Source organism: Ruegeria sp. CI1 (assembly GCF_056536925.1).
Map to the genome: position 1 here is coordinate 26260 of NZ_JBQFQP010000007.1, position 25909 is coordinate 52168.

The window sequence follows — 25909 nt, forward strand, 5'->3', positions numbered from 1 at the left end:
TGGCGGCATTGCAGGCGCGAGGCAATCGAAACCGGGCGTCAGTCTTTGCTGAGACGGTCGGCCTTTTTGCGCACCAGAACCGTGCGCAGGTCGTGCATCGCCAGCAGCAGGGCGTCGGTGACCTGATCGAGCTGTTCGGGCGTTGCCTTGGATTGCGCCCAATGTGTCGTGAGGTTCAAGTAATCCACGGCTCGGTGGATGTCGTCGATGTCGCGCTGGGCGAGCAGCGCCTTGCGTTCGGCCATCCAGCGTTCGATTTCGGCCATGTCCTCGGGCGTCAGGGTGCGCTGGCCGTGTGGCTTGATCTCGCCATTGCGGATGTTGACGACGGCGATCTGGTCCATCTCGATCCGCTGGTGGCGGTTGTTGGTGTCCAGACGAAAGACGAAGGCGCCGTTTTCGCGGACACGGAAGTAGTATTCGGGCAGGTCCATCGCCGTTGCCTTTCGGTCAGGTCAGGGATGCGCAAAAGCGCTGGATGCGGGTGCAGGCTTCGGTCAGGGCGGTGTCCGAGGTGGCGTAGCTGACGCGGAAATTCGGCGACAGGCCAAAGGCCGCGCCGAAGACGACAGCGACGTCGGCCTCTTCCAGCAGGGCGGTGGCGAAGGCCTCGTCACTGTCAATGCGGGTGCCCTTGGGCGTGGTCTTGCCGATCAGACCGGCGATGGAGGGATAGACATAGAATGCGCCTTCGGGTGTGGGGCAGGTGATGCCGTCGATTTCGCCGAGCATCGAGACCACCAGATCGCGGCGGCGTTTGAAGGTCTGGTTATTGGGGGCGAGAAATTCCTGGGTGCCGTTCAACGCCTCGACCGCCGCCCACTGGCTGACCGAGCAGGGGTTCGAGGTGGACTGCGACTGGACCTTGCGCATGGCGGCGATCAGTTCGTCCGGGCCGGCGGCATAGCCGATGCGCCAGCCGGTCATGGCATAGGCCTTGGAAACCCCGTTGCAGGTGAGCGTGCGGCCGTATAGCCCCGGTTCGACCTGTACCGGAGTGCAGAATTCGAACCCGTCATAGGCGAGGTGTTCGTACATGTCGTCGCTCATCACCCAGACATGCGGGTGGCGCATCAGCACATCCGTGAGTGCCTTGAGTTCGTCATGGGAATAGCCCGCGCCGGTCGGGTTCGAGGGCGAGTTGAAGATGAACCACTTGGTGCGCGGCGTGATCGCTGCCTCAAGCTGTTCGGCGGTCAGCTTGAAGCGGTTTTTCAGCGTGGTCCTGACCACCACCGGCGTGCCGCCCGCCAGCAGCACCATATCGGGATAGCTGACCCAGTAGGGCGCGGGGATGATCACCTCGTCGCCGTCGTTCAGAGTTGCCATGAGGGCGTTGTAAAGCGTCTGTTTGCCGCCGGTTCCGACCGAGACCTGCGCGGGCGTGTAGTCGAGCCCGTGGTCGCGTTTCATCTTGGCGCAGACCGCCTGTTTCAGCTCGATGATCCCGTCGGGGGCGGTGTATTTGGTCTTGCCTGCGGCAATAGCGGCGACGGCGGCGTCCTTGATGTTCTGCGGTGTGTCGAAGTCCGGCTCTCCCGCGCTGAGGCCGATCACGTCGCGTCCGGCGGCCTTGAGTTCGGCCGCCTTGGCCGTCATCGCGATGGTGGGCGAGGGTTTGACGCGAGACAATGTCGCAGACAGGAAACTCATGGGCGGCCTCGGTTTGTATCTTGTGCGCGACTGTCATAGGGTGCGCCCGAATTGGGATCAAGCGATATGGAAACGGCAAAGGAGCATGCAATGAGCGATGACAACAACTGGTTCGGACCGGATGCAGCTACCTTTGGGGACCGCGTTGCAGGCGCGCGCGAAGCCGCGGGCATGACGCAAACGCAGCTGGCGCGTCGGCTGGGGGTCAAGAAGGCGACGATCATGGGGTGGGAGGACGATGTGTCAGAACCCCGTGCCAACAAGCTGTCAATGCTGGCGGGCATGTTGAACGTGTCGATCAAGTGGCTTTTGACCGGTGAAGGCGAGGGCGCGGATGTGCCGGGCGAACCGGTCGATGCCTCGTCTGATCTGGCGGAAGTTCTGGCGGATCTGCGCGCGTTGCGCGGCTCGATGCGGGAAAATGCCGAGCGCGCCGCGCGCCTGGAAAAACGCCTGCGTCAGTTGGCGGGGTCCGTTGAATGACCGAAACGCGCGAGAACCGCATCAGGCGGATGAAAATGCGCTCGATGCGGCGCGGGATCAAGGAGATGGACCTGATCCTGTCGGCCTATGCGGATCGCAACCTGCCCGGGATGGACGGTGTGGCGCTGGATCTGTACGACGCGCTGCTGCATGAGAACGATCAGGACCTGTATCAATGGGTCACGGGGCAGGTGCCCGCGCCCGAGAAATATGGCGCATTGATCGGCGATATCGCGCAAACCTTTCAAAAATAGCGAAATTTTACCTTAACCGATTCTTCGGCTTTGCCGGTGCATCCTGTTTGCGCAGTTTGGCGAGTCGGAGAACGGGATGAGTATCGAAAGAAAGTTTACCGTATCGGAACACAAAAGCTTCATGGGCATCTATCTGGAGGCGCTGGCGCTGGTCGAGCGGCTTCACCGGTTGCTTCTGGACGTGATCAAGGACGAATTCGAGCGGGTCGGGATTCTGGAGATCAACGCGGTACAGGCGCTGCTTCTGTTCAATATCGGCGATCACGAAGTGACGGCGGGCGAATTGAAAAGCCGCGGCTACTATCAGGGCAGCAATGTCAGCTATAACCTGAAGAAGCTGGTCGAAATGGGATACATGCACCACCAGCGGTGCGAGATCGACCGGCGCTCGGTCCGGGTCAGGCTGACACAGAAGGGGCGCAACATCCGTGATATCGTGTCGGAGCTTTTTGCAAGGCATGCCGAGGGGTTGCAATCCAAAGGCGTTCTGGGGGCGGATGGTGTGGAAAACATCACCTCGTCCCTGCGCCGGGTCGAGCGGTACTGGACGGATCAGATCCGGTATATTTATTGATCCCCGGGCCGGAGCGACGACAGGGTCAGACCTTGGAGTTCGCGCATGAGCTTGCGGGCCATGGTGGCCTCGAAATCCTCGAACCCCAGGGCGGATTCGACAAAGGCATCCGGGCCCAGAATGACCCAAGCCTCGTAATAGGCGATCAGTTCACCGACCTGCAACAGCCGCTTGTCGTCGATATCGGGGTCGTCGGCGCCGATGACCAGACCATTGATGGTCAGATTTGCATCGGCAAGGCCGTCTTTCACCTCGCGCGGGTGGGGGCCGATATTGTGTTTCCCGTCTCCGGACAGGTCCAGCGTGCGTTTCCAGCATGCTTCCTGCTGTGCCAGCAGGTCGGCGCCGAACAGCATGGCCGCGCCGACCGCCGTGCCGCTGGGGGCGGGTGCGCGGCGGGTTGCGGCAAGGGTTGCAGTGATGCGCGCCAGATCATCGGCGCTGATGATATCGGTCCAGCCCTGCAGCAGGCGTTGATGGCCGGCCTCGCTCCATTCATAGATGGCCAGGCGCACCGGGGCCGACGGGTGTGACAGCAGGGCTTGCGTCACGCGGGGATGCTGCAACGCCCGGGCCAGCCCGTCGAGTTGCAGCCGGTATTCGCGGCTGTCGACCGAACCGGACACGTCGAGGCCGAGCGCCAGCGCCTGCCGGCATTGCGCGGTGGCCTGCGAGGTCAGCAACATGAAAAGGCAGGCGGCGACGCGCAGGATCACTCGGCAACCCCTAAGTTTGCCTGGCTGACGATCAGGCCGGACACCTCGCGCTCGAGCTTGCGCCGCATGGCCCTTTCGAAATCGTCGAACCCGTTGGCGATTTCCAGAAAGGCGGAAGGCCCCTTGAGCACGTTTTCACGATAGAAGGGGATCAGTTCGGTTGCCGCCTCGTAAGCGCCGCTCATGATGACGAGGCCGTTGACCACGACATTCTGGAACGGGAAATGCCGATAGGCTTCGGTCGGGCCGTAGCCGTCATTGTTGATCCCGTCGCCTGACACGTCGATGGTCTGGCGCTGGCATTTCGGCGCCCGCTGCAACAGGACCGCGCCGAAGCTGAGGGCATGTCCCATCGCGGTTGGGAAGATGCCCCCGGTCCTTTCCGACGCGGCAAGTATGGACGAGGCGGCATAAAGGTCTTCGGCGCCTCGGACGATCCGCCAGTCCAGCAACACGCGCTGGTTGAACCGCCCGTTCCATTCAAAGACGGCAAGCGCCACCGGCAGCGGGGCCGAGAGAAACGCATGTTCGACCTCGGGCGCGAGCAGGGCGGCGGCCAGCCCGTTGCGTTGCAGGGCATATTCGGCCTCGTCAACCGAGGAGGACACGTCAATCGCCAGCACCAGCGCAAGGCGACAATCCTGCGCCCTGAGAGGGCTTGCCAGCAAGGCAAACCCCAGTATCGCCAGCCAGCGGATCACCAGTGTCCCGTGTTTTCCATGCTGACCCACGGCTCGGCCGGGTCAAGAGCCGTACCGTTCTGCAGCAGTTCGACCGAGATATTGTCCGGCGAGCGGACAAAGGCCATGCGCCCGTCGCGGGGCGGGCGGTTGATGGTCACGCCGTTATCCTGCAGGTGCTGGCAGGCGGCATAGATGTCATCGACGCCATAGGCCAGATGCCCGAAATGGCGGCTGTCGCTGGGCAGGGCGTCGTCGCCATCCCAGTTGTAGGTCAGCTCGATCGGGGCGTCTTCCTGGCCCGGCGGCGCCATGAAGACCAGCGTGAAACGCCCGTTCTCGTTTTCATATCTCCGGGTCTCCTTCAGGCCGAGCAATTCGTAGAAGGCCATGGATTTTTCCAGATCCTTCACGCGCACCATGGTGTGCAGATAGGTCAGCGCCATCGCGGTCATCCTTTGTCAGAAAGTCATCGCGTCCAAGCTTAGCGCGTCACGCCCGTTAGTCGAGGGTTCGGGCGCGGGAAACTCAAAAAGATCGTGCGGTAAATTTCCCGGGCGATTGTACCTTATGTCGCCTTTCCGGGGGGTGGGATATCGATATATAGTGGTGGGCGACTCATTTCACGAAAGGACGTGTCGATGCCGCTTTCCCCAGATCAACTGTCCGAGATCGAGGCGCAGCGCGCGCAGACGCAGCCGACCCGCCGGGTGGTCGCACCGGGAATGGAAGAGCGGTTGTATTCCGCGCATCCGGTTCTGGATCACGGTTTTGTCCGGGTCATCGACTATATGGGCGATGATGCCGCGATCTGTCAGGCCGCACGGGTGTCGTACGGAAAGGGCACCAAGTCGGTGCAGAATGACGAAGGGCTGATCCGGTACCTGATGCGGCACTGGCACTCGACGCCGTTCGAGATGTGCGAGATCAAGCTGCATGTCAAACTTCCCGTCTTTGTTGCGCGGCAGTGGATCCGCCACCGCACCGCCAACGTGAACGAGTATTCGGCGCGCTATTCGATTCTGGACCGCGAGTTCTATATCCCCGCGCCCGAGCATGTTGCGGCGCAGTCCGAGGTCAACAACCAGGGCCGGGGCGACACATTGCAGGGCGAAGAGGCGGCGCGTGTGCTGGAGATTCTCAAGGCCGACAGCGCCCGCTGCTATGACAATTACGAGGCGATGATCGGGCAGGACGGCCAGCAGGGGCTGGCGCGCGAACTGGCGCGGATGAACCTGCCTGCCAACGTCTATACCCAGTGGTACTGGAAGGTGGACCTGCACAACCTGTTCCATTTCCTGCGTTTGCGGGCGGATGCTCATGCGCAGTATGAAATCCGGGTCTATGCCGAAACCATGTGCCAGATCGTGGCCGACTGGGTGCCGTTCGCTTATAGGGCGTTCGAGGATTACCGTCTGGGCGCGGTCAACCTGTCGGCGCAGATGGTCGACAGCCTGCGCCGGATGCTGAAGGGCGAGGACGTCACGCAGGAAAACTCGGGCCTGTCGGCCCGCGAATGGCGCGAGTTCGAGGCCGTCATCCGGGGCGACCAGGTCAACCCGACCTGACCAGAGGCGGGGCGTTGCCTGTCCGGAGGATCGAGGTGTTTTTGGGGAATGGTCAACGGCCGTCAATTCAGCCGTTGTCCTTTTCTGTTCGCGCCGCGCGATGCGCGGAAGGTCGTTACAACGCTTTCAAATCAGAAGCCATCTGACGGCCGTCGCGTCCGTCCTGAAGCTCGTACGAAACTTTCTGATTGTCAGCGAGCCCTGTCAGGCCCGATCGTTCTACGGCCGAGATATGAACAAACACATCTTTGCCCCCTTCATCGGGCGCAATAAATCCATAGCCTTTGGTTGTATTAAACCACTTCACGGTGCCAGTTGGCATTTCCCGTGTCTCCTTCTCCTTGGTCGTTGCCCCGGAATTTGGGGCGAGTTCGGTCCACCCACCGTCAACTTACCGGAATGCAAAGACAAACCGGCAAAAAAGGCGGGTTTCACCTTTCTCACAATTGCATCTCATTGTAAAAAATCAAGAACAACACTCCGGTCAAAACCGGATTGTCTATTTTTTCAGCAAACCCGGTTTTTGGGGGAAAAATGCGGCTATATGGCCTCAAAACCTGTGACACGTGCCGTAAGGCATTGAAATCAATTCCGGAAATGGAATTTATTGACGTGCGCTCCGGCGGCGTGCCAGCGGAAGTCATGGCGCGGGCGTTGGCGGAGTTCGGCGATGTTTTGCTCAACACCCGGTCGACGACCTGGCGCGGGCTGGACGAAAACGAACGCGCGAAACCGCCTGCAGAATTGCTGGCGGCGCATCCGACGCTGATGAAACGGCCGCTGATCGAGAGTGACGGCGCGTTATATCTGGGCTGGACGGATAAAACCCGCGCCGCCCTTGGCGTTTCCTGAGCGGCTGATTATCTGCGGGTCCAGGCAACCGGAGGAAAGATATGCGAAACGCCGCCATGGTGCTGGGTGTCGTCGCCGGACTGATCGGCATGATTGTCGGGTTTTTCGGCTATGGCTATGTCACGCTGATCGAGCAGTTCGGCGAGATCGAGGGCGTGGCCGAGCAGGTGCAGAACGTCACCCTGATCCAGACCGTTTCGATCCTGTCGCCGATGCTGGCCATCGCGGGCGGGGCCATGGCGCGGGCGCGGGCGTTATGGGGTGGGGTGTTGTTGTTGCTGTCGGCGGGCGGGATGTATCACGCCTTTGGCTTCAACGCCTTCACGATGTTTCCCATCGCTTTTGCCGGTCTGGCCGGGGTGCTTGGGCTCGCCGCTGGAAAGCCGGACGAACCCAAGGCGCATTTCTAGACGTCAGGAGAGGCGCAGCACACGGTCAAGCGAGAGCGGACCGGCGCCCTTGATCACAAGAACCAGCAACAGGAAAGTCCACATCACGCGCTGGTCGATCAGCGTCACCGTGTTGTCGAACAGGCTGCCGAGCTTGACGCCGTGGCCGGTGACGTCGACGATGGTCTGCACCCAGATAAAGCCGATCATGCCGATGGCCGACAGGCGGGTCAGCAGGCCGAGTACGACCAGTGCAGGCAGGACGAATTCGGCAACCGTACCGGCAAAGATGACGAGACGCTGAAAGATGTTCATCTGGGTGACGTCATAAAGAACCGCCTCGGCGGCTTTGGGGAAGATCTGGCCGAAGGCGCCCGCCGAGGGCGAAAAGATCGATCCGTCGATCTTGAGCATGGCCGAATTCCAGTAATAGAACAGCAGGACTGCGGCGAAAACGATCCGCGCCAGTGTCGGTGTCAGCATGTCCGACGCGCGGTCGAGCTTACCAGAGACACTGTTGTGAAGGGTAATCAGTGCAGCAGTCATCATGTCAGCCTTTCGGTAGTCAAAGAAGCGATGGCGTTGCCCTGCAGGAGCAGGGTCAATGTGGCGCCCAGATCAAAGTCATCTGCCTTTGACAGGGCGTATTCATGGGCCTGGCCGATGGAGTGTCCGGCCATAAGCATCTCGATCCAGTCCGCGCCACCTGGCGGCAGCAAGTGAGGGGCCGGGTCGAACTCGGTGCGGGTGATCAGGATGTCCTGCGCGCCGGGTTGCGGTTTCGGGGCGCCGTCTTGGGTGTTGAAGCGCCAGATATCGTGCACCGGCCAGGGAGAGCGGAGCAGGACCATCGACGGGGCGAAGGTCAGCCGTGCGGACAGCAGTTTCTCGGTGTCGATGGCAAGCGCCTCGGGCGGGATGGGTGTGCTGTCGGCGGCGTGGTAGGAGCGGCGCAACGCCAGTTCCAGCCGCGCCACATCGGGGAGGTAGCCCAGATGCGACAGTTGCTCCATCCCTGCAAGGAAATCCGGGAAGGCCTTGCCATAATGCATCATCAGCGGCGAGCTGGGGGGATGTCTGCGCAGGAAGATACCCGCCAGCCCATCCATGTTCTGTGCGCCCAGAAGCTTGGCGATGACGGGAAAGGCCTGGTGCATCGCCTCGGTCAGAGACACGGCCACGTTGTTGCGATAAACGCTGAACCGGCGGCCCGCAGGCTGGTTGTGCGCATCGCTGAGGCCCTCGGGAACCGGTTGGGCGGCATCAAGGATCGCGTCGTGGAAAGTGGTTTGCGAGACACTCATGCCGGTATCCGTTCGAGCGCGGCTTGTGCGCGTTCGGCCTCGGCCCGCAGAACCGGCCAGTCGGGTACGTCGGTGTCCCATTCGATCAGGACGGGTTTGGGCCCGGACCGATCCAGCACATAGTCCAGCAGCGCCCAGACCGGGTCGACCACCTCGCGCCCGTGGCTGTCGATCAGCAGGGGTCTGCCGTGGTCGTCGTGATCCTCGTCATGGCCGCCGAGGTGGATTTCGCCCACCTGTTCAAGCGGGTAGGCTTCAATGTAACCCTGCGGCGAGAAGTCGAGATTGGTGGCCGAGACAAAGACGTTGTTGACGTCCAGCAACAGGCCACAACCGGTGCGCCGGCTGATCTCGCGCAGGAAATCCGGTTCGGTCCAGGTGCTTTCATCAAAGGCCAGATAACTGGAAGGGTTTTCCAGCAGCATCTTGCGCCCGACCGTCTCTTGCAGCTGATCGATATGTTCGCAGACCCGCGCCAGCGTCGCATCTGTATAGGGCAAGGGCAGTAGATCGTTCAGGAAATGGCTGTCATGGGTGGACCAGGCCAGATGCTCGGAAAAGCTGGCAGGGTTGAGCCAGCCGACGAGGTGTTTCAGGCGGGCCAGGTGATCTGGGTCCAGGGGGCCTTCACCGCCGATGGAAAGGCCGACACCATGGACCGAAATCGGGAATTGTTCGGACAGGTGACGCAGTTGCGCCAAAGGGCGGCCACCGTCGCCCATGTAGTTCTCGGCATGAATTTCCAGCCACGCCACGGGGGCGGCCGCATCAAGGATCTGGGCAAAATGCTGGGGCTTGTACCCGACGCCCGGCGCCGCCGGCAGGCGGTTCGATCTGAGCGCATCATCCAACATCAGCCCGTCTCCTGTCTGATTGGAAAAGGGCGAGCATTGTCCATACCCGCCCTTTGGTGTTCGGCGTAGATTTATGCCGGCAGGTCGCGGTCCAGCGCTTCGAGCGAGCCTTTGCGGGCGCTGCCGTCGGCCTGTGCGGGCAGGTCGATGCCTTCGCAGGTGCCGGCGTCGACCAGAGTCCAGGCGTTGCCCTGATAGTCAACGGTCGAAGTTCCGGCGCAGGTGGTGCCGGGGCCCGCGGCGCAGTCGTTCTGACCCGCCAGAGAAACGCCATAGCACTTTTCCTTGGCTTGCGCGCTTGCGGTGGTGGCTGCACCGGAGATTGCGGCGGCAACGGCGCTTGCGATGACCAGGGTTTTTGCGGTGTTCGACATCTCGATTTTCCTCTTGATGACTTGGTTGGTTTGTTCGTGACACTGACAAAGGTAGGGGCTGGGTGCGCACAGTTAAATTCACGACCCCGTGTCTCACAGCCCCGTCAGCGAGTGTAACGCCGGCTTTGAGTCTAGTATATTGTTTTTTAAGGGTAATATGAATTATATTGCCCTTCCGGCCCGAAAAAAAGACCGGAAGGGCGGGGAATGTTACAGAAGATCGGGGGGCGTTGCGGCCCGCGACAGGTCTTTTGTTACATCTTCAAGTGACTGAACACTTGTCTGTTTTTCGCCAAGGCGGCGGACCGAGACCGTGCGCTCTTCGACTTCGCGGTGTCCGACGGCCAGAATGACCGGGACCTTGCCGACCGAATGTTCGCGAACCTTGTAGTTGATCTTTTCGTTGCGAATATCGGCCTCGGCGCGCACGCCAGCCTTTTGCAGCCCGGCCACGACCTCGTTCACGTAATCATCGGCCTCGGAGGTGATCGAGGCGACGACGACCTGGCGCGGGGCCAGCCAGAAGGGCAGCTTGCCGGCGTGTTCCTCGATCAGGATGCCGATGAAACGCTCGAACGAGCCCAGCGTCGCGCGGTGCAGCATGACGGGGCGATGCTTGGCGCCATCGGCGCCGATATAGGTTGCATCCAGCCGTTCGGGCAACACGAAATCCACCTGGAATGTGCCGCATTGCCAGTCGCGCCCGATGGCATCCGTCAGCACGAATTCCAGCTTGGGGCCATAAAACGCGCCTTCGCCGGGGTTCAGTTCGGGTTCGATTCCGGCAGCGCGGGTGGCGGACAGAAGCGCCGCCTCGGCCTTGTCCCAGACCGCATCCGATCCGGCGCGGGTTTCGGGGCGGTCGGAGAATTTCACCGAGAAATCTTCGAACCCCAGATCCTTGTAGATCACGCTGAGGAAGCGAATGAACTCGGCGGTTTCCGCCTCGATCTGCTCTTCGGTCGAGAAGATATGGGCGTCATCCTGCGTGAATCCGCGCACCCGCATGATGCCGTGCAGCGCGCCTGAAGGTTCGTAGCGGTTGCACGAGCCGAACTCGGCCATGCGCAGCGGCAGGTCGCGATAGGATTTCAGGCCCTGCTTGAAGATCTCGACATGGCAGGGGCAGTTCATCGGCTTGAGGGCATTCACGGCCTTTTCGCGGGCGTGTTCCTCGTCGACTTCGACGATGAACATGTTTTCCTGATACTTGTCCCAGTGGCCCGAGCGTTCCCACAGCTTGCGGTCGACGACCTGCGGCGTGTTCACCTCGACATAGCCGCCGCGGCGCTGCTGGCGGCGCATGTAGTCCTGCAACTGGGTGTAGATGGTCCAGCCGTTGGGGTGCCAGAAGATCTGGCCCGGCGCCTCTTCCTGCATGTGAAACAGGTCCATCTCGCGGCCCAGTTTGCGATGGTCGCGCTTTGCGGCCTCTTCCAGCATGTGCAGATGCGCCTTGAGCTTTTCCTTGCCGGTGAAGGCCACGCCATAGATGCGCTGCAGCATGGCGCGGCTGGAGTCGCCCCGCCAATAGGCGCCCGCAATGGACATCAGCTTGAAGGCGTCGCCCGGCAACTGACCGGTATGCTGCAGGTGCGGACCACGGCAGAGATCCTGCCAATGGCCGTGCCAGTACATGCGCAGCGGCTCGGTGCCGGGAATGGCCTCGATCAGCTCGACCTTGTAGGGTTCGTTATTGGCCTTGTAGAACTCGATCGCACGCTCACGGTCCCAGATCTCGGTGGTGACCGGGTCGCGCTTGTTGATGATTTCCTTCATCTTTTTTTCGATCAGGCCGAGGTCTTCGGGAGTGAAGGGCTCAGCCCGGTCGAAATCGTAATACCAGCCGTTCTCGATCACGGGGCCAATGGTGACCTTGGTTGCGGGCCAGATTTCCTGCACCGCACGCGCCATGACATGGGCGAGGTCGTGGCGGATCAGCTCGTTGGCCTGCGCCTCGTCCTTGAGGGTGTGGATGGCGATGTCGGCGTCGGTCTCGATGGGCCATTGCAGGTCCCAGTGCCGGCCGTTCACCGTGGCCGAGATGGCCTTTTTCGCGAGCGAAGTCGAAATGTCGGCGGCGACCTGCGCGGGCGTGACGCCTGCGTCATAGGATCGTGCATTGCCATCGGGAAAGGTTAGGGAGACTGACTGTGAGTCCAGGGCCATATCGGCTCTCCTCGTCGGTTTGGCGCCCACTGAACGCCCGGTTGCGGGTTATTTGCGTTCGGGTCGTTTGGCAGGTGCCGGTGCCTGTGTCAAGGGCGGGAGCGAGGGGCGCTGCCCCTAGCGCTCCCCGGGGTATTTTGGACCAGAAAGAAGGCAGGGGCGATTGCGCTTGCGGGACCCGCGTGCATGATGCGGGCGATGAAGGAGACTGTTTGATGACGGCAACGAATTTTCTGGAGACGGAGCAGGGACGGCGGCTGGCCTATCACAAGACTGAGGGGGCAGGGCCGGTGATCGTTTTCCTGGGGGGCCTCAAGTCGGATATGGAGGGCACCAAGGCAGTGCATCTGGAGGCCTGGGCGAAGGCGCGCGGGCAGGCTTATCTGCGGTTCGACTATTCCGGTCACGGGGAAAGCTCGGGTCACTTCGAGGAAGGCTGTATCGGCGATTGGCACGAGGATACGGTGGCGGCGGTTTCGGCGCTGACCGATGGGCCGCTGATCGTGGTCGGCTCGTCCATGGGAGGGTGGCAGGCATTGTTGCTGGCGCGGGCATGCCCCGGACGGATTGCCGGGATGGTCACCATCGCGGCGGCGCCGGATTTCACCGAGGATGGCTGGTGGGCGTCGTTTACCGACGAGCAGAAAGCGGCCCTGGCTGCGTCGGGTCGGGTGGAGTTGCCGTCGGATTACATGGAGCCTTACGTGGTCACCCGGCGAATGATCGAGGATGGGCGCAACCGGCTGGTGCTGCGCACGCGGCTGGATCTGCCTTTTCCGGTACGGTGCCTGCAAGGTACGGCGGACACGGCGGTGTCGACAGAAACGGCAGTCCGCCTGCTGGACCATGCGACCTGCGGGGACATGCGCCTGCTGCTGGTCAAGGATGCCGATCACCGGTTTTCGGACGGCCCATGCCTGGGTCTGATCGAGGCGGCGGTGCTGGATGTAATGGGAGCGGGGTGATGCGGGCGTTCGGGAAGTTTCTGGGACGCCTTTTGCTGGTTCTGCTGGCCGCTGCAGGGGTGCTGTGGTGGTTCGGGCCGTATGAAGAGGTCGATCTGTCCCCCCGGTTTGATCCGCGCAAGTTCGGCGAGGGGGTGCAGGTCTATTTCGAGAGTGTCGAGGCACAGTTTGACGACATCACTCCGGGCGTTGAAAAGCGGGTGATCTGGCAACCGGGCGCGGAGGAGCAGCGTACGCCCTATTCGGTTCTGTACATTCACGGGTTTTCGGCCACATCCGAGGAAATCCGCCCGGTGCCCGATCGGGTGGCAGAGTCGTTGGGGGCGAACCTAGTTTATACGCGTCTGCAAGGGCATGGGCGCGGCGGCGACGCCATGGCCGAAGGCACCGCATCGGGGTGGTTGCGCGACACCGCCGAGGCGCTGGCCGCGGCGCGGGCGGTGGGGGAGAAGGTGGTGGTGATCTCAACCTCGACCGGGGGCGCGCTGGCGGCGGCTGCGGCGGTGGATGCGGAGATGAGCGAGGGCATTGCCGCGCTGGTTTTCGTATCGCCGAATTTCGGGGTGAATGACCGCGCGGCCTGGGTGCCGACCCTGCCGGGCGCGCGCCTGTGGCTGCCGCTGGTGATGGGAGGGGAGCGGGGCGCGCCGGACCCTGATCCCGACATCAACACCTTTTGGGCCACGCATTATTCCTGGGAGGCGGTGGTGCCGATGTCGGCGCTGGTCAGGGCGGTCGTGGCGCTGGATTTCTCGGGGGTAACGATCCCGGCCTTGTTCTGGTATTCGCCCGACGATCAGGTGGTGCGGCCCGACATGACGCATCAGATCGCAGGGCGCTGGGGCGGGGCGGTGACCGAGCATCTGGTGACGATGGGGGAAAGGGATGACCCGTCATCGCACGTGATTGCCGGTGATCTGGTGTCACCCGGCCAGACCGAGGCGGCGGTCAGCGGCATTTTGGACTGGCTGACGCAGCAGGGGATCGAGTGATGGAGCGGCGGGTCGGCCTGACCACGATCGGGGTGGAGGATCCGGAAACCGCCGCCAAATCTAATGAGCAATTGGGCTGGCAGCGGTCCGACAGTTCGGATGGTGTCATAGTCTTTGATCTGATCGGGCAGACACTGGGGCTCTATCCGTTGTCCACGCTGGCTGATGAGATTGGTGTTGATAAAGCCGAACTGGGACAGGGGGCGATGACGCTCAGCAAAGCCTTTGGGACGGGCGCGGACATTCTGAAATTCGCCTCGGATGTGTTCTGGGCCGGACATCATGACTTTTTGCACATCCCCGACGGCACGATCTGGGAGGTTGCGTTCAACCCGTTCTTGGCGCTTGGGCCGAAGCGTGAGTTCCGATGGAAAGAGTTTTGATGAGCGATATCATATGGATGAAGAAGGTCTGTGACTATGTGACCGCGCGCGTGCCACGGGACGAGCGCGGCCTGAATGATCACGCCATGACGGCTTGGCAGTTCGGTTGCATGTTGATTTGTGCTCTTGGGCAAGCGGATGAGCAACCTTGGGGCGCATCCTTGCGGGAAACGCCGAGACCCCCTGCTGTCTTGCCGCCGGTGGAGGATATTGCGGTTGCAGTGTTGGCTGCGGCAGATCAGCGAAAAGAGGTCACATGGCTTCGTTGGGATGGCACACCTTTGCCGCCCAAACCAATGAGAGCGGGGAGAATCGTCTGGACAAGAGTTGGAGAGACCTGCCCATGGCCGCCAGCGCCGCCGACTGTGCAGGCGGCGCATGGGTTGGGTCCGGCGCGTTTGTCGGCGGAGGCGCAGGAAATTTTGGACTTGCTGGGGTTGATCCGTGATGGCCGCTGGACAGATGCAGCGCGACCAGTGTTGTGGAGAAGGCAACCGCGTGCGTGGGATATGGATGTGCCTGCTGATCCGGAGTTCCAGGCAGGTGTCGAGCGGTGTCTGGAAACAATGCCAGTGGACGTGCGCGATGCGATACATCGGATTGCGTCCCCGCCGCAGGAAGCGGAGATTGCGGCGGAACTGAACCGTTTTCTTGCTGTTCAGGCCAAGCAGGACGCAAGGGCTCGGGAATATGGTCACACCCCGCCGCCACCGGACAAAGATGCGTTGCGACAGGAGATCATTAGGGGATGGGCGATGCGGAAGGTGCATGAGGCGGAACACTTGTTCCATGCCCGATGGCGGCTGAACACGGGATGGCATCCCGAGGAAAATGTACTGTTGCCGCTTTTTCATGACCCTTTGGTCCACCAGATGCTGGCCAGGGTACGGGAAAGGATCGGCTGATGCGCAAACCCGGCAGCATGTGGAGTCTTGAAACGCTGGGCCGGGTGCGTTTGTCGCGGCATTTTTTCATGCGGGATTTTCTGTATTCCGAAATCGGGAATTTTCACGAGCGGCAGAACATTCCCGACAATCCTGATCTGGCGATCGAGACGGGGCGGGCGTTTTGTGAGGCGCTGATGGACCCGCTGGAGGAAACCTTTGGCCGGGTGGCGGTGCGGTCGGGCTATCGCTCGGCGGCGCTCAACCGGTTCGGCAACGAGAACCGGCTGAACTGCGCGCGCAACGATCATCCGCTGGAATGCCATATCTGGGACCGGGGCGAAGGAGATGCCCGCATCGCCGGAGCTTCGGTGGTGATCCCTTGGTTTGCCGACCGTTTTGCGCAGGGGCGGGACTGGCGCGATCTGGCATGGTGGATGCATGACCATCTGGATTACTCCGAGATCTGGTTCTTTCCCAAGCTCTGTGCCTTCAATCTGGTGTGGCGGCCCAAACCGCTCAGGCGCATCGACAGCTATATCGCGCCGCGCGGGCGGTTGCTGGCGCCAGGGGCGGAACCGGAGGAGCCACGTGAATCGCGCCGCGCGCGATACGCGGATTTCCCCGAGTTTCGCGGCGTTCGCTATCCGTAACGTTCCGCTTGCCTGATCGCGGCCAAGGTCTCATTCTGGGACCGGATGCGCCAGGTGAAGCGCTGTTTGCAAGGACGGTTCAGATGGTCGAGCCTTTGGTTCTCCTGCCCGGAATGATGTGCGATGCGCGCCTTTTCGAGGAACAGTTGCGGTGTTTCTCGCGCGAGCGGGCGGTGACGGTCGGGGCGATCACGCAAGGGGAAAGGGTTGAAGAGATCGCCTCGGGGTTGCTGGACCAGTTGCCGCGCCGGTTCGCCCTGGCGGGTCTCAGCATGGGTGGGATTGTCGCGATGGAAATCATTCGGCGCGCGCCGGACAGGGTGTCGCGGTTGTGCCTGATGGATACCGATGCCCTGTCGGATACACCGCAGATCGCGGCATCGCGCGAGCCGCTGATGGTTAGGGCCAAGGCCGGGCGGCTGGAAGACGTGATGCACGAGACCTTCCGGGCCGAGTTTCTGGCGCCGGGGCCGCGCAGGATGGATGTTCTGAACCGGTTCTACAGGATGGCGATGGATCTGGGGTCAGAGGTATTCGTGCGCCAGATGCGGGCCTTGCAGCGGCGACCGGACCAGCAGGGCACGTTGTGCAAGATCAAGGTGCCGACGCTGGTTCTGTGCGGGGCGCATGACGGGCTGACGCCGGTCAGGCGCCATACGTTCATGTCGGAACTGATTCCGCATGCGGAACTGGCGATCATCGAAGAGGCGGGCCACTTGCCAACAATGGAGGCGCCGGACAAGGTGACGGGCGCCCTGAAACGCTGGCTGGGCAGGCCGCATCAGGGGTAGAGGGCAGCGCGTTCTTCTTTGCTCAGCACCGTGGGCCGGGCCGAGGGATGTCCGGTGGCGATGTCGAAGAACGGGGTCTTGCGCCATCGGCCTGACAGCCGGGCCGAGATCGCTCTGCGCAAGACCGCCATAAGGGCGGGGCGCAGGTTTTCGTGCCGCCGAACGCCGTCGTTACCCAGAACATAGCCTTTGGAGATGACAGGCCCCAGACGCTCGGGCTCGCTCAGGCGCTTGACGCATATCCCGGCAAACGGGATTTTGGGCGACTTCATCGTGTTGCCAATGGGGCTGTTGCAGCAGCGCGCGTACCAGCGATACAACCCTTTCGGTCCCAGCTGCATAAGCGCGAGGTGTTCCTTGCCGCTGTCGATCACGACGGTATCCGGGCTGAGCTGGAAAATGTCGACCGGCCCGGGGGCCGGGTCGGGTTGCCCGAAATAAAGTTCCGCCGCGCGACAATCCGGGCAGAAGCAGGCGACGCGGGTGCCGGATGCCACACCAGCAGCAGTGATATGGCCGGTCAGCTTCCCGCAAGTACAGGCGAAAGAGAGCGGCGTGCCGCCATGGACCGGCACGGATCAGGCCGCGGAGTTCTTGTTCGCCGCTTTTTTGGCGCTGGCCGGGCGGCGGACGTTTTTCGTCATGAAATCAATCACCAGCGGGCGAATGTTGTCACGCCAGCTGCGGCCGGCGAAGATGCCGTAATGGCCCGCGCCGGGTTCGACATGGCTGGCCTTTTTGCTGGCGGGTACACCGGTGCTGAGGTCGAGCGCGGCGATGCATTGGCCCGGGGCCGAAATGTCATCATCGGCCCCTTCGACGGACATGATGGCCACGTCGGTGATCTTGCCGAGATCCACCTTGTGCCCATCGACGATGAATTCGTTGCGCGCAATCTCGCGGTTCTTGAACACCCGTTCGACCGTCGACAGGTAGAATTCGGCAGTCATGTCCATCACGGCGAGATATTCGTCATAGAATCGGTTGTGCGCGTCGTGATCCGACGCCTCGTCACGCATCACGCGGTGGATCTGGTCCGAAAAGGCCTTGGAGTGACGCTCGGCGTTCATCGACATGAATGACGCGAGTTGCAGCAGGCCTGGATAAACCATGCGCCCGACGCCCTTGTACTTGAAGCCGACGCGCTGAATCATCGACTGTTCCAGCTGGCCCATGGTCACGCGTCGACCGAAGTCGGTGACTTCGGTCGGGGTTGCGTCTGGGTCCACCGGGCCGCCGATCAGGGTTAGCGTGCTGGGCTGCGCTTTTGGGTCAAGCTCGGCCAGATAGGCAGTGGCGGCCAGCGTCAGCGGCGCGGGCTGACAGACCGCGATGACATGGGTGTCCGCTCCAAGTGCGCGCATGAAATCAACGAGGTAGAGCGTGTAATCTTCGACATCGAACTTGCCCGCGGAAACTGGAATGTCACGCGCATTGTGCCAATCGGTGATGTAGACTTCGCAATTGACCAGCAGGCTTTTCACCGTCGAGCGCAACAGCGTGGCATAGTGGCCCGACATGGGCGCGACCAGCAATACCTTGTGCGGCTGTTCCTCGCGCCCGTTGACCTTGAAGTGGATCAGGTCGCCAAAGGGGCGTTCGACGACCGTGTCGATTTCGACAAGGTGATCCTTGCCGTCTTCACAGGTGAAGGTGCGAATGCCCCAATCGGGCTTGGCAACCATGCGCTGAAAGGTGCGTTCCGTGACTTCGCCCCAGGCCGCCATCCAGTTGAAGGCGGGATTGGGGAACATGCTGAACAGTGGATAGGAGGCCATGGAATTGGCCGTGGCGCCAAGCCATTGGTTCGTGTTGCGGGCCGTTTCCATCAGGTCGTAGGTCATCATGTAGCGCATGAAACGGGCCTCCAGAGTCCCATTTTGAGAGTTCGGACCAATCGTCGCTTTGCCCCCAGCAACCTACGACGTTATTCTGCATAGCAGCGAGGTTAGGGGGATTTCCTTAAAATGACAACTACAGACGACAAGACGCCGGAACTGAGTGGCGAACATATTGAACAGCTTAAAGAAAACATGGCCAAGGTCGAAGAGCTGTCCAAGCGCCTTGTCGAGATCATGGCCGGGAAAAAACCGCATACCCCGGCGCTGGACGCCCCGAATCAAGAGCTTTTTGCAAAGGCAGCAACGGCTTATTGGGCCGAGGCTTGGCAGAATCCCGCCAAGTTGCTGGAACAACAGATCGAATATTGGGGTAAATCGGTGATGAATTTCGCCGCAGCGCAGCAGGCGATGGCAAAGGGCGCTGGGGTGTCAGAGGACGAGGGCCCGAAAGATCGGCGCTTTTCCAACCCTTTGTGGGACACGAACCCCTATTTCCGGCTGATCCGCCAGCAATACCAGACAAACGCCGAAGCGATTGCGCAGGCGGTCGCGTCGGTGGAGGATATCGACGACAAGGATCGCCGGCGTCTGAATTACTTCTCGAAGCAGATCATCGACATGATGGCGCCAACGAATTTCCTGGCAACCAACCCGGATGCGCTGGAAAAGGCCGTCGAGACCGAAGGGAAATCCCTGATCAAGGGGCTTGAAAACCTGGTCTCGGATCTTGAGGCCAACAATGGCGAGCTTGTTGTGCGGCTGGCGGATGAGAACGCGTTCGAGATCGGCGGCAATATTGCCACGACGCCGGGCGATGTCGTTTATCGCAACCGGATGATGGAACTGATCCAGTACAAGCCGGTCACCGAGACAGTGCACGAAACCCCCATCGTTCTGTTCCCACCTTGGATCAACAAGTTCTATATTCTTGACCTCAAGGCGCAGAACAGCCTGATCAAGTGGATCACCGAGCAGGGCTATACCCTGTTCGTGGTCAGCTGGGTCAACCCCGATTCCTCTTACGCCGATGTCGGGATGGAGGACTATATCCAGGACGGGTTCCTGACCGCCATCGAAGAGGTCAAGAAAATCTGCAATGTCAAGCAGGTCAATGCCGTGGGCTATTGCATCGCCGGCACGACGCTGAGCCTGACGCTGTCGCTGCTCAAGCAGCGCGGCGACAAGTCGGTGAAGTCGGCCACCTTCTTTACCGCGCTGACCGATTTCTCGGATCAGGGCGAGTTCACGCCGTTTCTGCAGGACGATTTCATCGACGGGATCGAGGATCAGGTGGCCAAGGACGGCGTTCTGCGGTCGTGGATCATGGCGCGCACTTTTTCCTATCTGCGCTCGAACGACCTGATCTATTCTCCGGCGATCCGCAGCTACATGATGGGGGAAACACCGCCCGCCTTCGACCTGCTGTACTGGAACGGCGACGGGGCCAACCTGCCGGGCAAGATGGCGATGCAATACCTGCGCGGGCTGTGCCAGCGCAACGAGTTCGTCACCGACGGGTTCGAACTGATGGGGCACAAGCTGCATGTGCGGGATGTGGATGTTCCGCTGATGGCGATCACGTGCGAGACCGACCACATTGCGGCGTGGAAGGATTGCTATCGCGGGGTGCAGCAGATGGGGTCACGGTCAAAGACCTTCGTGGTTTCGGAGTCGGGCCATATCGCGGGCATCGTCAACCCGCCCAGCAAGAAGAAATACGGCCATTACACCAATCCCGACATGAAAGCTGATGCCGACACCTGGATGAAAGAAGCGGATTTCAATGAAGGCTCCTGGTGGCCAATGTGGGAAGCCTGGCTGAAGACGCGGTCGGGCAAGCAGGTTCCCGCGCGCGATACTGGCGATTCGGATCACCCGCGCCTGACCTCCGCCCCGGGAACCTACGTCGCGGTCAAGGCAAGCGACTGATTTCATTTTGAAACCAAACTTTTTCTGCATCGCAGCGAGAAAAAACTTGAAATGCTGCGATGCAGAAAGCATATTCCTCTCAAGCTGATGAACACCGGGGTGGGCCCGGACAGCAAAAGAGGATTAGGACAATGGCAAAGACCCAAGACTTTACCGCGATCATGAAAGACATGATGGGCGCATTCCCGGTTGACACCAAAGCCATGGAAGACGCGTTCAAATCGACCGCAAGCCTGAACGAAAAGCTGTCGGGCGTTGCCCTGGAAGCTGCCGGGAAGTCGGCTGAAATCTCGAACAAGTGGACCAAGGAAACCCTGGCCAAGCTGACCGAGATGTCGAAAGCCAAGGCAGAGCCGGCCGATTACGCAAAAGCCGCAACCGATTTCGCAAGCGCCTCGGCCGAAGTTGCCGCCGAGAACATGGCCGCTTTCGCTGAAATCGCCAAGAAAGTTCAGACCGAAACCGTCGAGCTGCTGATGGCCGCTGGCAAGGACATCACCGAAGATGCAACCGCCGCTGTCAAGAAGGCCACCAACGAGGTGACCGCTGCTGCCAAGAAAGCTTCGGCAGCCAAGTAAGCACGACCGCGAAATTGCACCCTCTCCTCCCAAATCGGTGCAATCGCTGAGGGCAGATCGCAAGATCTGCCCTTTCTTTTTGGGCATGTTGGCAAAGAGTGTTCGTCAGATTCCAGTCCCAAGCGGAGATGACAACATTGAACTGGGGCTGGTCCGGAACCACCGGACAAGAAGGCAGTCGGATACTGTTGGCAGTCATCAGGTCTGAGTTGACGAATTTGCGAAAGTACTTGATTTCCAAGTCAAGGCCCTAGATTTTCCGACCGGAAATTCGCTGCGTAAGATTTGCTGTTTTTCGCAGAAAGAAAGCCCTCTGGTTCTAGAAAGAAATGAACAGTCCATTGCACAAGACAACTGAAGAAATTCGCAACCACACCCTTCAACTATTTGCCGGTGTGTGTGGGGAACGAGACCGCCGTGGCAACGCAAAATTCTACAGAAAGGGAAGTGCACGAATTCTCGATGACTTTTTCTTTAGTTTTCTCGAGAAAGCGCGCATTCAGAATTTCATGGAATGTGGAGCGCATGAGGCGACGGCCTCACGCAAATTTCTGAATAATGGCGGGGCAAGAGCCATTACTATTGAAGCGAACCCTGATATTTTTGAACGCAAAACGCGAAACGTGAGCGAGCTTGGCGCAGAGGTTCTGAACGTAGGGCTTGCGGAAAAGGCTGGAACACTTGATTTTCATATCCCCGACAAGAATCTGGGGGCTGCATCATTTCGATCAAAGACAGATGGTGAAACAACAATCAAGGTTCAGACGACTACGATAGATGATTTGCGATTGAACCATGGGCTGAAAGGCAGTTTGGCGCTTTGGGTGGATGTTGAAGGATTTGCTTTCGAGGTTCTGAAGGGCGCAGAGAAAACGCTTGGAGATCCAGAAACCTTAATTCTCAAGGTTGAGATGGAACACCGTCCACGTTGGCGGGATCAGAGAACGTATCTTGAAGTTGCCTCTTTGCTCGAGGGGGAGGGCTTCGTCCCTATCGTTGGCGACATCGAATATGTTGACCAGTTCAATATCGTGTATGCCAGAAAAGATGTGGTCGCAGAGCACAGGGAATTGGTGGACTCTGTGCATAGTCGGATGCGTGATCTTGTCGAGCAGGCGCCAACCTGATCAATGGATTAGAATTCGGATCGGTATCGGCCGGTCGTGCTGATTGCCACCGATGGAATGCCAAAGACCGTAGCCTGCCGCACGGAGGCTCCCTCGTTCACAACGTGGGGCTGCGGTTCTGGATCATCCAGTCTCCACCCGGTTTCGTCGGTCTTTCTTTTTCTTCTGCACTCGCATAACCTCTGCTGCATTGCATCATCCTTGGGAGGGAACGGGGTGGCTGAACAGGAAAAACCGCTGCTGATCAAACGCTATGCCAGCCGACGGCTTTATAACACGGAAACCAGCGACTACGTGACGCTGGAAGATATCGCCGGTTTCATCCGGAGCGGGCGCGAGGTTCAGATCGTCGATCTGAAAAGCGGTGATGACCTGACCCGTCAATATCTGCTTCAAATCATTGCCGAACATGAAAGCCGGGGCGAAAACGTTCTGCCGGTGGGGGTGCTCAACGATCTGGTGCGCAGCTACATGCTGCCCGGTGGGGGCATGATGCCGCAATTCCTGCAAAGCTCGTTCGAGATGCTGCGCGAAAGCCAGACCAAGATGATGGAAAACATGAACGCAATGAACCCGATGAGCAAGATTCCCGGGTTCGAGGCGATGCAGGCGCAGCAACAGGCGTTTCTGAAGGCGATGACGGGCGGTTTGTCCGGAAACTGGTCGGCACCGGGAAAACCCGACGAGGAAGAGAAATCGGAAAAGGGCGAGGATCTGGACGAGATCAAGAAGCAGCTGGCCGAATTGCAGAACAAGCTGTCAAAGCTGAGCTGATGGTCTATTCGGGAAGGCCCGCGCGGCGCAGGCCTTCCAACCATCTTTCCCAATCTTCTTGGTAGCGAACGGGAACGATCTGGCGCACTTGGGAAATCGTCAGACCTGGCATTTTTTCCAGCAACCGGACGACGGATGCCTGTGCCTCCTCTGTCAGACCCAGCATGCCCAGCGCGGCCGCCTCCTGCCGCATCAGAGAGGCATAGGCGGGCGTGTCCTTCAATCCAGTGCGGGCGTTTTCGACGCAAATCTCGTATTGACCCGAGACATAGGCCGCAATCCCGTATCCTCCGCGCCAGAATGCGCGCAAGGGATCACGGGGCGAAAGAGCGATGGCACGTTCAAAGGCTGCACGCGACTCCTCGAATTGACCGCTCACACCATACAATGCGGCAAAGTTGCCGTAGCCGGTCGCAAGATTGGGGTTCAGCGTGACGGCGCGACCCAGATGGGTTTCGGCGTCTTCAAATTCGCGGGCGAATTGGTTGGCCATCCCGAGCAGCGCATGGGCATGCGCGTTGTTGCTGTCCAAATCGACGGCGATTTCCGCAGCGGACCTGGCGGATTGGATGGCGGCATTGGTGTCCCTGCGCCAGATATGCAGCATGGCGACCAGATCACAAACAGCGATACCCGCATGCGCATCGCCGAGATTGGGATCGGATGCGATGGCCTCGGTCAGCAGCTTGCGGGCAGTGTTGTTGTCGGATTGTGTGAACTTTCCCAGGTGCCAGCGGGCCTGAAGCACCTTGTCCCATGACGAGAGCTTGTCGGGCCGCTTGGCGCGAGCGCGCTGGGTTTCGGCCCCCAGCGTCTCGGGTGCGACCGCGGACACGATGGCCTGCGTGATCTCATCCTGAACCGCAAAGATGTCGTCGATGGCGCGGTCATAGCGATCGGCCCAGATATGCGCGCCGGTGGCGCCGTCGATCAACTGCGCCGTGACCCGCACGCGGTTGCCGGCCTTGCGCACACTGCCTTCGAGAAGGTAACGCACGCCAAGTTCGCGGCAGACCTGATCGACACGGATGGCCTGACCCTTGTAGGTAAATGTGGTGTTGCGGGCGATGACGAAGAACTCGCGGAAATGCGACAGGGCGGTGATGATGTCTTCGGCGATGCCGTCCGAGAAATATTCCTGCTCGGGATCGGTCGACATGTTATCGAAGGCGAGAACCGCAATGCCGGGATTGTCCGGTACCGCGGCTTGTGGGCTGGGCGCTTTTGGCCGATCCGCAATCCAATGATGCACGCGCACCGGGTGGTCGATGTTTTTCAGGCTCTGCGGTCCGGCGTCCTGGAACGCGGCCTCGATGCGTTGGCCGATTCCCTGCCGGACGATGTCCGATATGCAGATGCCGCCGGGTTCGGCCAAGGTTTCAAGCCGGGCGGCAAGGTTGACGCCGTCGCCATAGATGTCGCCCGCCTCGTTGATGATGTCGCCAAGATTGACGCCGATGCGCAGGCGCAGGTCCTGCGCCGCATCTTCGCGCAACCGGGTCTGAACGGCGATGGCACAGGAAACGGCATCGGCGACACTGGCGAACTCGACCAGTGCGCCGTCTCCCATCAACTTGACGATCCGGCCCGAATGCTGCGTGACCAGAGGGTCGAACACGGTCTGGCGCAGTTTGATGAGCCGGGACAGGGTGCCTTGTTCGTCCCGCGCCATCAGCGCGGAAAAGCCAACCACATCGGCGGCGAGAATGGCGGCCAGTCGGCGCGGCATCAGATTCCTCCGGTTGGCGGGCAGGTTTGCCCACTACCGGGTATTCCAACAGAAAAACGGTAACTTGCCTACAACAAAGGTGGCGTGTCAGGTGCCGTAGACGGGAACGGGGTGCGTCGCCTCTGTCATCGCGGCCAGCAGGATGTCGGCAATTGCGTCCAGTTCGTCACGCGTCAGGCGCACCGGCAGGCGTACGTCGCAGGCCTGCATCAACATGGCGCGGGTCCGGGGCAACTCGACCTGTTCGGGCAGGAACTGCCAGTTCCAGAAGGCGCGGGCGTTGTCCTCGCTCAGGCCGAAAACCTGAACCTTGACACCGCGGGCCTCTGCCGCAGCCGCAAAAGCGCGAATTTCGTCTTCGGTCAGGCCGACAAGATTGAACTGGATCGAATCCGGGGCGCGGCGTTCGGGGGCCAGCGGTGCGGGGACGCGGATATGGGGCGAGGCCTGCAGGCGATCGGCCACATAATCATGGTTGATCAGCCCGTGGAAGACGCGGCGCGCAAGTTCCGGCAGTTGCGGGCGGATCACCGCGGCGCTGAGATTGCTCATGCGCAGATTGTAGAGTGGCAGCTTGTTCTGCCAGCGGGCAAAGGCCTGTTCCAGCTCGGGCGAGTTGTCGCCACGCGGGCCTTTGTGCTTTTTCCAGTTGTGTTCATAGGCGCCCGACATGATGACGGCCTGTGCGATCAGATCGGCATCATCGGTGATCAGGATGCCGCCTTCGCCGGCGTTGATCATCTTGTAGGACTGAAACGAGAAACAGCCGACCTTGCCGATGGTGCCGACATTGCGATCCGCCCAGGTGGTGCCAAGCGAATGCGCCGCATCTTCGATCACCGGGATGCCGCGCGCGTCGCACAGCTCCATGATCCTGTCCATGTCCGAGGTATGGCCGCGCATGTGGCTGATGATGACCGCCTGCACGTTGTCCAGTTTGGCGGTGAAATCATTGATATCAATTCGATAATTACCGCCCACTTCACAGAGCACCGGAATGCAGTCGGCATGCACGACAGAGGACGGCACAGCGGCAAAGGTAAAGCCGGGGATCAGCACGCGAGCGTCGCGCGGCAGACCCAGCGCCTTGAGAGACAGGAACAGAGCGGCAGAGCAGGAAGATACCGCCAGCGCGTATTTCGCGCCCAGAAGTTCGGCAAACTCGGTTTCGAGCAGCGCCACGGGCGCGTCCTGCGGCGCGGTATAGCGGAACAGGTCACCGGATTGCAGCAGCGCGTCGATGGCGTCGCGGGCGGCGGTGGGGATGGGTTCGGCGTCGTGAACGTTGGGCGGCTGTATCATATTTAGCTTTCCTGAATTCTAACTTCTGAAAAAGTAAATTCAGGATACGGCAATGCCAAGGCTGATTTTGCCGTTTCGGCGAAATTTCACT

General features: G+C 60.6%; 31 protein-coding genes. 16 read left to right on the forward strand and 15 right to left on the reverse strand.

Annotated features, from left to right (window positions below; all coding sequences use genetic code 11):
* Positions 1 to 38: 38 nt before the first annotated feature.
* On the reverse strand, positions 39 to 434 hold the full coding sequence (locus ACR0LZ_RS09755; protein WP_480749612.1) for a hypothetical protein: 396 nt from the start codon (positions 432 to 434) through the stop codon (positions 39 to 41).
* A gap of 16 nt (positions 435 to 450) precedes the next feature.
* Positions 451 to 1653 carry a pyridoxal phosphate-dependent aminotransferase gene (locus ACR0LZ_RS09760; RefSeq protein ID WP_480749613.1) on the reverse strand — a complete coding sequence of 401 codons (1203 nt, stop codon included), beginning with the start codon at positions 1651 to 1653 and terminating at the stop codon, positions 451 to 453.
* Positions 1654 to 1743: 90 nt separating this feature from the next.
* Between ACR0LZ_RS09760 and ACR0LZ_RS09765 the strand changes: the two genes are divergently transcribed.
* The 3 genes from ACR0LZ_RS09765 (at position 1744) to ACR0LZ_RS09775 (ending at position 2964) form a co-directional block, all read left to right on the forward strand.
* Positions 1744 to 2136: a helix-turn-helix domain-containing protein gene (locus ACR0LZ_RS09765; RefSeq protein WP_480749614.1), complete on the forward strand. Its 393-nt coding sequence runs from the start codon at positions 1744 to 1746 to the stop codon at positions 2134 to 2136.
* Positions 2133 to 2390 carry a succinate dehydrogenase assembly factor 2 gene (locus tag ACR0LZ_RS09770; protein WP_480749615.1) on the forward strand — a complete coding sequence of 86 codons (258 nt, stop codon included), beginning with the start codon at positions 2133 to 2135 and terminating at the stop codon, positions 2388 to 2390. Before ACR0LZ_RS09765 ends, ACR0LZ_RS09770 begins: the two co-directional genes overlap by 4 nt.
* 76 nt (positions 2391 to 2466) lie before the next feature.
* Complete coding sequence (locus ACR0LZ_RS09775) at positions 2467 to 2964, forward strand: MarR family winged helix-turn-helix transcriptional regulator (protein ID WP_480749616.1); 498 nt, start codon at positions 2467 to 2469, stop codon at positions 2962 to 2964.
* Here ACR0LZ_RS09775 and ACR0LZ_RS09780 read toward each other — a convergent pair.
* Genes ACR0LZ_RS09780 through ACR0LZ_RS09790 form a run of 3 tightly spaced genes read right to left on the reverse strand, consistent with a single transcriptional unit; the run spans position 2958 to position 4806 of the window.
* Positions 2958 to 3680 (reverse strand): DUF1194 domain-containing protein, encoded by a 723-nt coding sequence (locus ACR0LZ_RS09780; protein ID WP_480749617.1) that lies wholly within the window; start codon positions 3678 to 3680, stop codon positions 2958 to 2960. The genes ACR0LZ_RS09775 and ACR0LZ_RS09780 overlap by 7 nt on opposite strands.
* Positions 3677 to 4381 carry a DUF1194 domain-containing protein gene (locus ACR0LZ_RS09785; RefSeq protein WP_480749618.1) on the reverse strand — a complete coding sequence of 235 codons (705 nt, stop codon included), beginning with the start codon at positions 4379 to 4381 and terminating at the stop codon, positions 3677 to 3679. The genes ACR0LZ_RS09780 and ACR0LZ_RS09785 overlap by 4 nt, the downstream gene beginning before the upstream one ends.
* The gene (locus ACR0LZ_RS09790; protein ID WP_480749619.1) at positions 4378 to 4806 is read right to left on the reverse strand and encodes a VOC family protein; all 429 of its coding nucleotides are present in this window, start codon (positions 4804 to 4806) and stop codon (positions 4378 to 4380) included. The genes ACR0LZ_RS09785 and ACR0LZ_RS09790 overlap by 4 nt, the downstream gene beginning before the upstream one ends.
* Before the next feature lie 195 nt (positions 4807 to 5001).
* Here ACR0LZ_RS09790 and thyX point away from each other — a divergent pair, with 195 nt between their 5' ends.
* Entirely contained in the window at positions 5002 to 5928 is a 927-nt protein-coding gene (gene thyX / locus ACR0LZ_RS09795; RefSeq protein ID WP_480749620.1) for an FAD-dependent thymidylate synthase, read from the forward strand.
* Between the two features lie 115 nt (positions 5929 to 6043).
* On the opposite strand, the gene ACR0LZ_RS09800 is transcribed toward thyX, so the two are convergent.
* Complete coding sequence (locus ACR0LZ_RS09800) at positions 6044 to 6250, reverse strand: cold-shock protein (RefSeq protein ID WP_480749621.1); 207 nt, start codon at positions 6248 to 6250, stop codon at positions 6044 to 6046.
* 212 nt (positions 6251 to 6462) lie between these two features.
* Here ACR0LZ_RS09800 and ACR0LZ_RS09805 point away from each other — a divergent pair, with 212 nt between their 5' ends.
* Together ACR0LZ_RS09805 and ACR0LZ_RS09810 are read left to right on the forward strand one after the other, a co-directional pair.
* A complete protein-coding gene (locus ACR0LZ_RS09805; protein ID WP_480749622.1) occupies positions 6463 to 6780 on the forward strand; it encodes an ArsC/Spx/MgsR family protein in 318 nt (105 codons plus the stop codon).
* Between the two features lie 41 nt (positions 6781 to 6821).
* Positions 6822 to 7190, forward strand: a complete 369-nt coding sequence (locus ACR0LZ_RS09810) for a hypothetical protein (protein WP_480749623.1) — start codon at positions 6822 to 6824, stop codon at positions 7188 to 7190.
* Positions 7191 to 7193: 3 nt separating this feature from the next.
* On the opposite strand, the gene ACR0LZ_RS09815 is transcribed toward ACR0LZ_RS09810, so the two are convergent.
* The 5 genes from ACR0LZ_RS09815 to thrS form a co-directional block, all read right to left on the reverse strand.
* Positions 7194 to 7715, reverse strand: coding sequence for a DoxX family protein (locus ACR0LZ_RS09815; protein ID WP_480749624.1), 522 nt, complete (start codon positions 7713 to 7715; stop codon positions 7194 to 7196).
* Positions 7715 to 8473 carry an HvfC/BufC family peptide modification chaperone gene (locus tag ACR0LZ_RS09820; RefSeq protein ID WP_480749625.1) on the reverse strand — a complete coding sequence of 253 codons (759 nt, stop codon included), beginning with the start codon at positions 8471 to 8473 and terminating at the stop codon, positions 7715 to 7717. Before ACR0LZ_RS09820 ends, ACR0LZ_RS09815 begins: the two co-directional genes overlap by 1 nt.
* Positions 8470 to 9327, reverse strand: a complete 858-nt coding sequence (gene bufB, locus ACR0LZ_RS09825; RefSeq protein ID WP_480749626.1) for an MNIO family bufferin maturase — start codon at positions 9325 to 9327, stop codon at positions 8470 to 8472. The genes ACR0LZ_RS09820 and bufB overlap by 4 nt, the downstream gene beginning before the upstream one ends.
* 71 nt (positions 9328 to 9398) lie before the next feature.
* A complete protein-coding gene (locus ACR0LZ_RS09830) occupies positions 9399 to 9701 on the reverse strand; it encodes a BufA1 family periplasmic bufferin-type metallophore (protein ID WP_480599634.1) in 303 nt (100 codons plus the stop codon).
* 210 nt (positions 9702 to 9911) lie between these two features.
* Entirely contained in the window at positions 9912 to 11870 is a 1959-nt protein-coding gene (gene thrS / locus ACR0LZ_RS09835) for a threonine--tRNA ligase (RefSeq protein ID WP_480749627.1), read from the reverse strand.
* Positions 11871 to 12085: 215 nt separating this feature from the next.
* Between thrS and ACR0LZ_RS09840 the strand changes: the two genes are divergently transcribed.
* The 6 genes from ACR0LZ_RS09840 (at position 12086) to ACR0LZ_RS09865 (ending at position 16538) form a co-directional block, all read left to right on the forward strand.
* Positions 12086 to 12835, forward strand: coding sequence for an alpha/beta hydrolase (locus tag ACR0LZ_RS09840; protein ID WP_480749628.1), 750 nt, complete (start codon positions 12086 to 12088; stop codon positions 12833 to 12835).
* Positions 12835 to 13827 (forward strand): alpha/beta hydrolase, encoded by a 993-nt coding sequence (locus ACR0LZ_RS09845; protein WP_480749629.1) that lies wholly within the window; start codon positions 12835 to 12837, stop codon positions 13825 to 13827. Before ACR0LZ_RS09840 ends, ACR0LZ_RS09845 begins: the two co-directional genes overlap by 1 nt.
* Positions 13827 to 14210, forward strand: a complete 384-nt coding sequence (locus tag ACR0LZ_RS09850; protein ID WP_480749630.1) for a VOC family protein — start codon at positions 13827 to 13829, stop codon at positions 14208 to 14210. Before ACR0LZ_RS09845 ends, ACR0LZ_RS09850 begins: the two co-directional genes overlap by 1 nt.
* Positions 14210 to 15115 carry a hypothetical protein gene (locus ACR0LZ_RS09855; RefSeq protein ID WP_480749631.1) on the forward strand — a complete coding sequence of 302 codons (906 nt, stop codon included), beginning with the start codon at positions 14210 to 14212 and terminating at the stop codon, positions 15113 to 15115. The genes ACR0LZ_RS09850 and ACR0LZ_RS09855 overlap by 1 nt, the downstream gene beginning before the upstream one ends.
* 17 nt (positions 15116 to 15132) lie before the next feature.
* Positions 15133 to 15747, forward strand: coding sequence for a hypothetical protein (locus tag ACR0LZ_RS09860; protein WP_480749817.1), 615 nt, complete (start codon positions 15133 to 15135; stop codon positions 15745 to 15747).
* Positions 15748 to 15830: 83 nt separating this feature from the next.
* Entirely contained in the window at positions 15831 to 16538 is a 708-nt protein-coding gene (locus ACR0LZ_RS09865) for an alpha/beta fold hydrolase (RefSeq protein ID WP_480749632.1), read from the forward strand.
* On the opposite strand, the gene ACR0LZ_RS09870 is transcribed toward ACR0LZ_RS09865, so the two are convergent.
* Together ACR0LZ_RS09870 and phaZ are read right to left on the reverse strand one after the other, a co-directional pair.
* A complete protein-coding gene (locus ACR0LZ_RS09870) occupies positions 16529 to 17113 on the reverse strand; it encodes a DUF6151 family protein (protein WP_480749633.1) in 585 nt (194 codons plus the stop codon). The genes ACR0LZ_RS09865 and ACR0LZ_RS09870 overlap by 10 nt on opposite strands.
* Before the next feature lie 3 nt (positions 17114 to 17116).
* Entirely contained in the window at positions 17117 to 18394 is a 1278-nt protein-coding gene (phaZ, locus tag ACR0LZ_RS09875; RefSeq protein ID WP_480749634.1) for a polyhydroxyalkanoate depolymerase, read from the reverse strand.
* A 111-nt stretch (positions 18395 to 18505) separates the two neighbouring features.
* Between phaZ and ACR0LZ_RS09880 the strand changes: the two genes are divergently transcribed.
* The 4 genes from ACR0LZ_RS09880 (at position 18506) to phaR (ending at position 22787) form a co-directional block, all read left to right on the forward strand.
* Positions 18506 to 20308 carry a PHA/PHB synthase family protein gene (locus tag ACR0LZ_RS09880; protein ID WP_480749635.1) on the forward strand — a complete coding sequence of 601 codons (1803 nt, stop codon included), beginning with the start codon at positions 18506 to 18508 and terminating at the stop codon, positions 20306 to 20308.
* Between the two features lie 131 nt (positions 20309 to 20439).
* A complete protein-coding gene (locus ACR0LZ_RS09885) occupies positions 20440 to 20886 on the forward strand; it encodes a phasin family protein (RefSeq protein ID WP_480749636.1) in 447 nt (148 codons plus the stop codon).
* Positions 20887 to 21227: 341 nt separating this feature from the next.
* Complete coding sequence (locus ACR0LZ_RS09890) at positions 21228 to 22013, forward strand: FkbM family methyltransferase (protein WP_480749637.1); 786 nt, start codon at positions 21228 to 21230, stop codon at positions 22011 to 22013.
* A gap of 216 nt (positions 22014 to 22229) precedes the next feature.
* Positions 22230 to 22787 carry a polyhydroxyalkanoate synthesis repressor PhaR gene (gene phaR, locus ACR0LZ_RS09895; protein WP_480749638.1) on the forward strand — a complete coding sequence of 186 codons (558 nt, stop codon included), beginning with the start codon at positions 22230 to 22232 and terminating at the stop codon, positions 22785 to 22787.
* A gap of 4 nt (positions 22788 to 22791) precedes the next feature.
* Here the strand turns inward: phaR and ACR0LZ_RS09900 are convergent, their stop codons facing one another.
* A complete protein-coding gene (locus ACR0LZ_RS09900; protein WP_480749639.1) occupies positions 22792 to 24516 on the reverse strand; it encodes an adenylate/guanylate cyclase domain-containing protein in 1725 nt (574 codons plus the stop codon).
* An 87-nt stretch (positions 24517 to 24603) separates the two neighbouring features.
* Entirely contained in the window at positions 24604 to 25818 is a 1215-nt protein-coding gene (locus ACR0LZ_RS09905) for a DegT/DnrJ/EryC1/StrS family aminotransferase (protein ID WP_480749640.1), read from the reverse strand.
* Between the last annotated feature and the right edge of the window lie 91 nt (positions 25819 to 25909).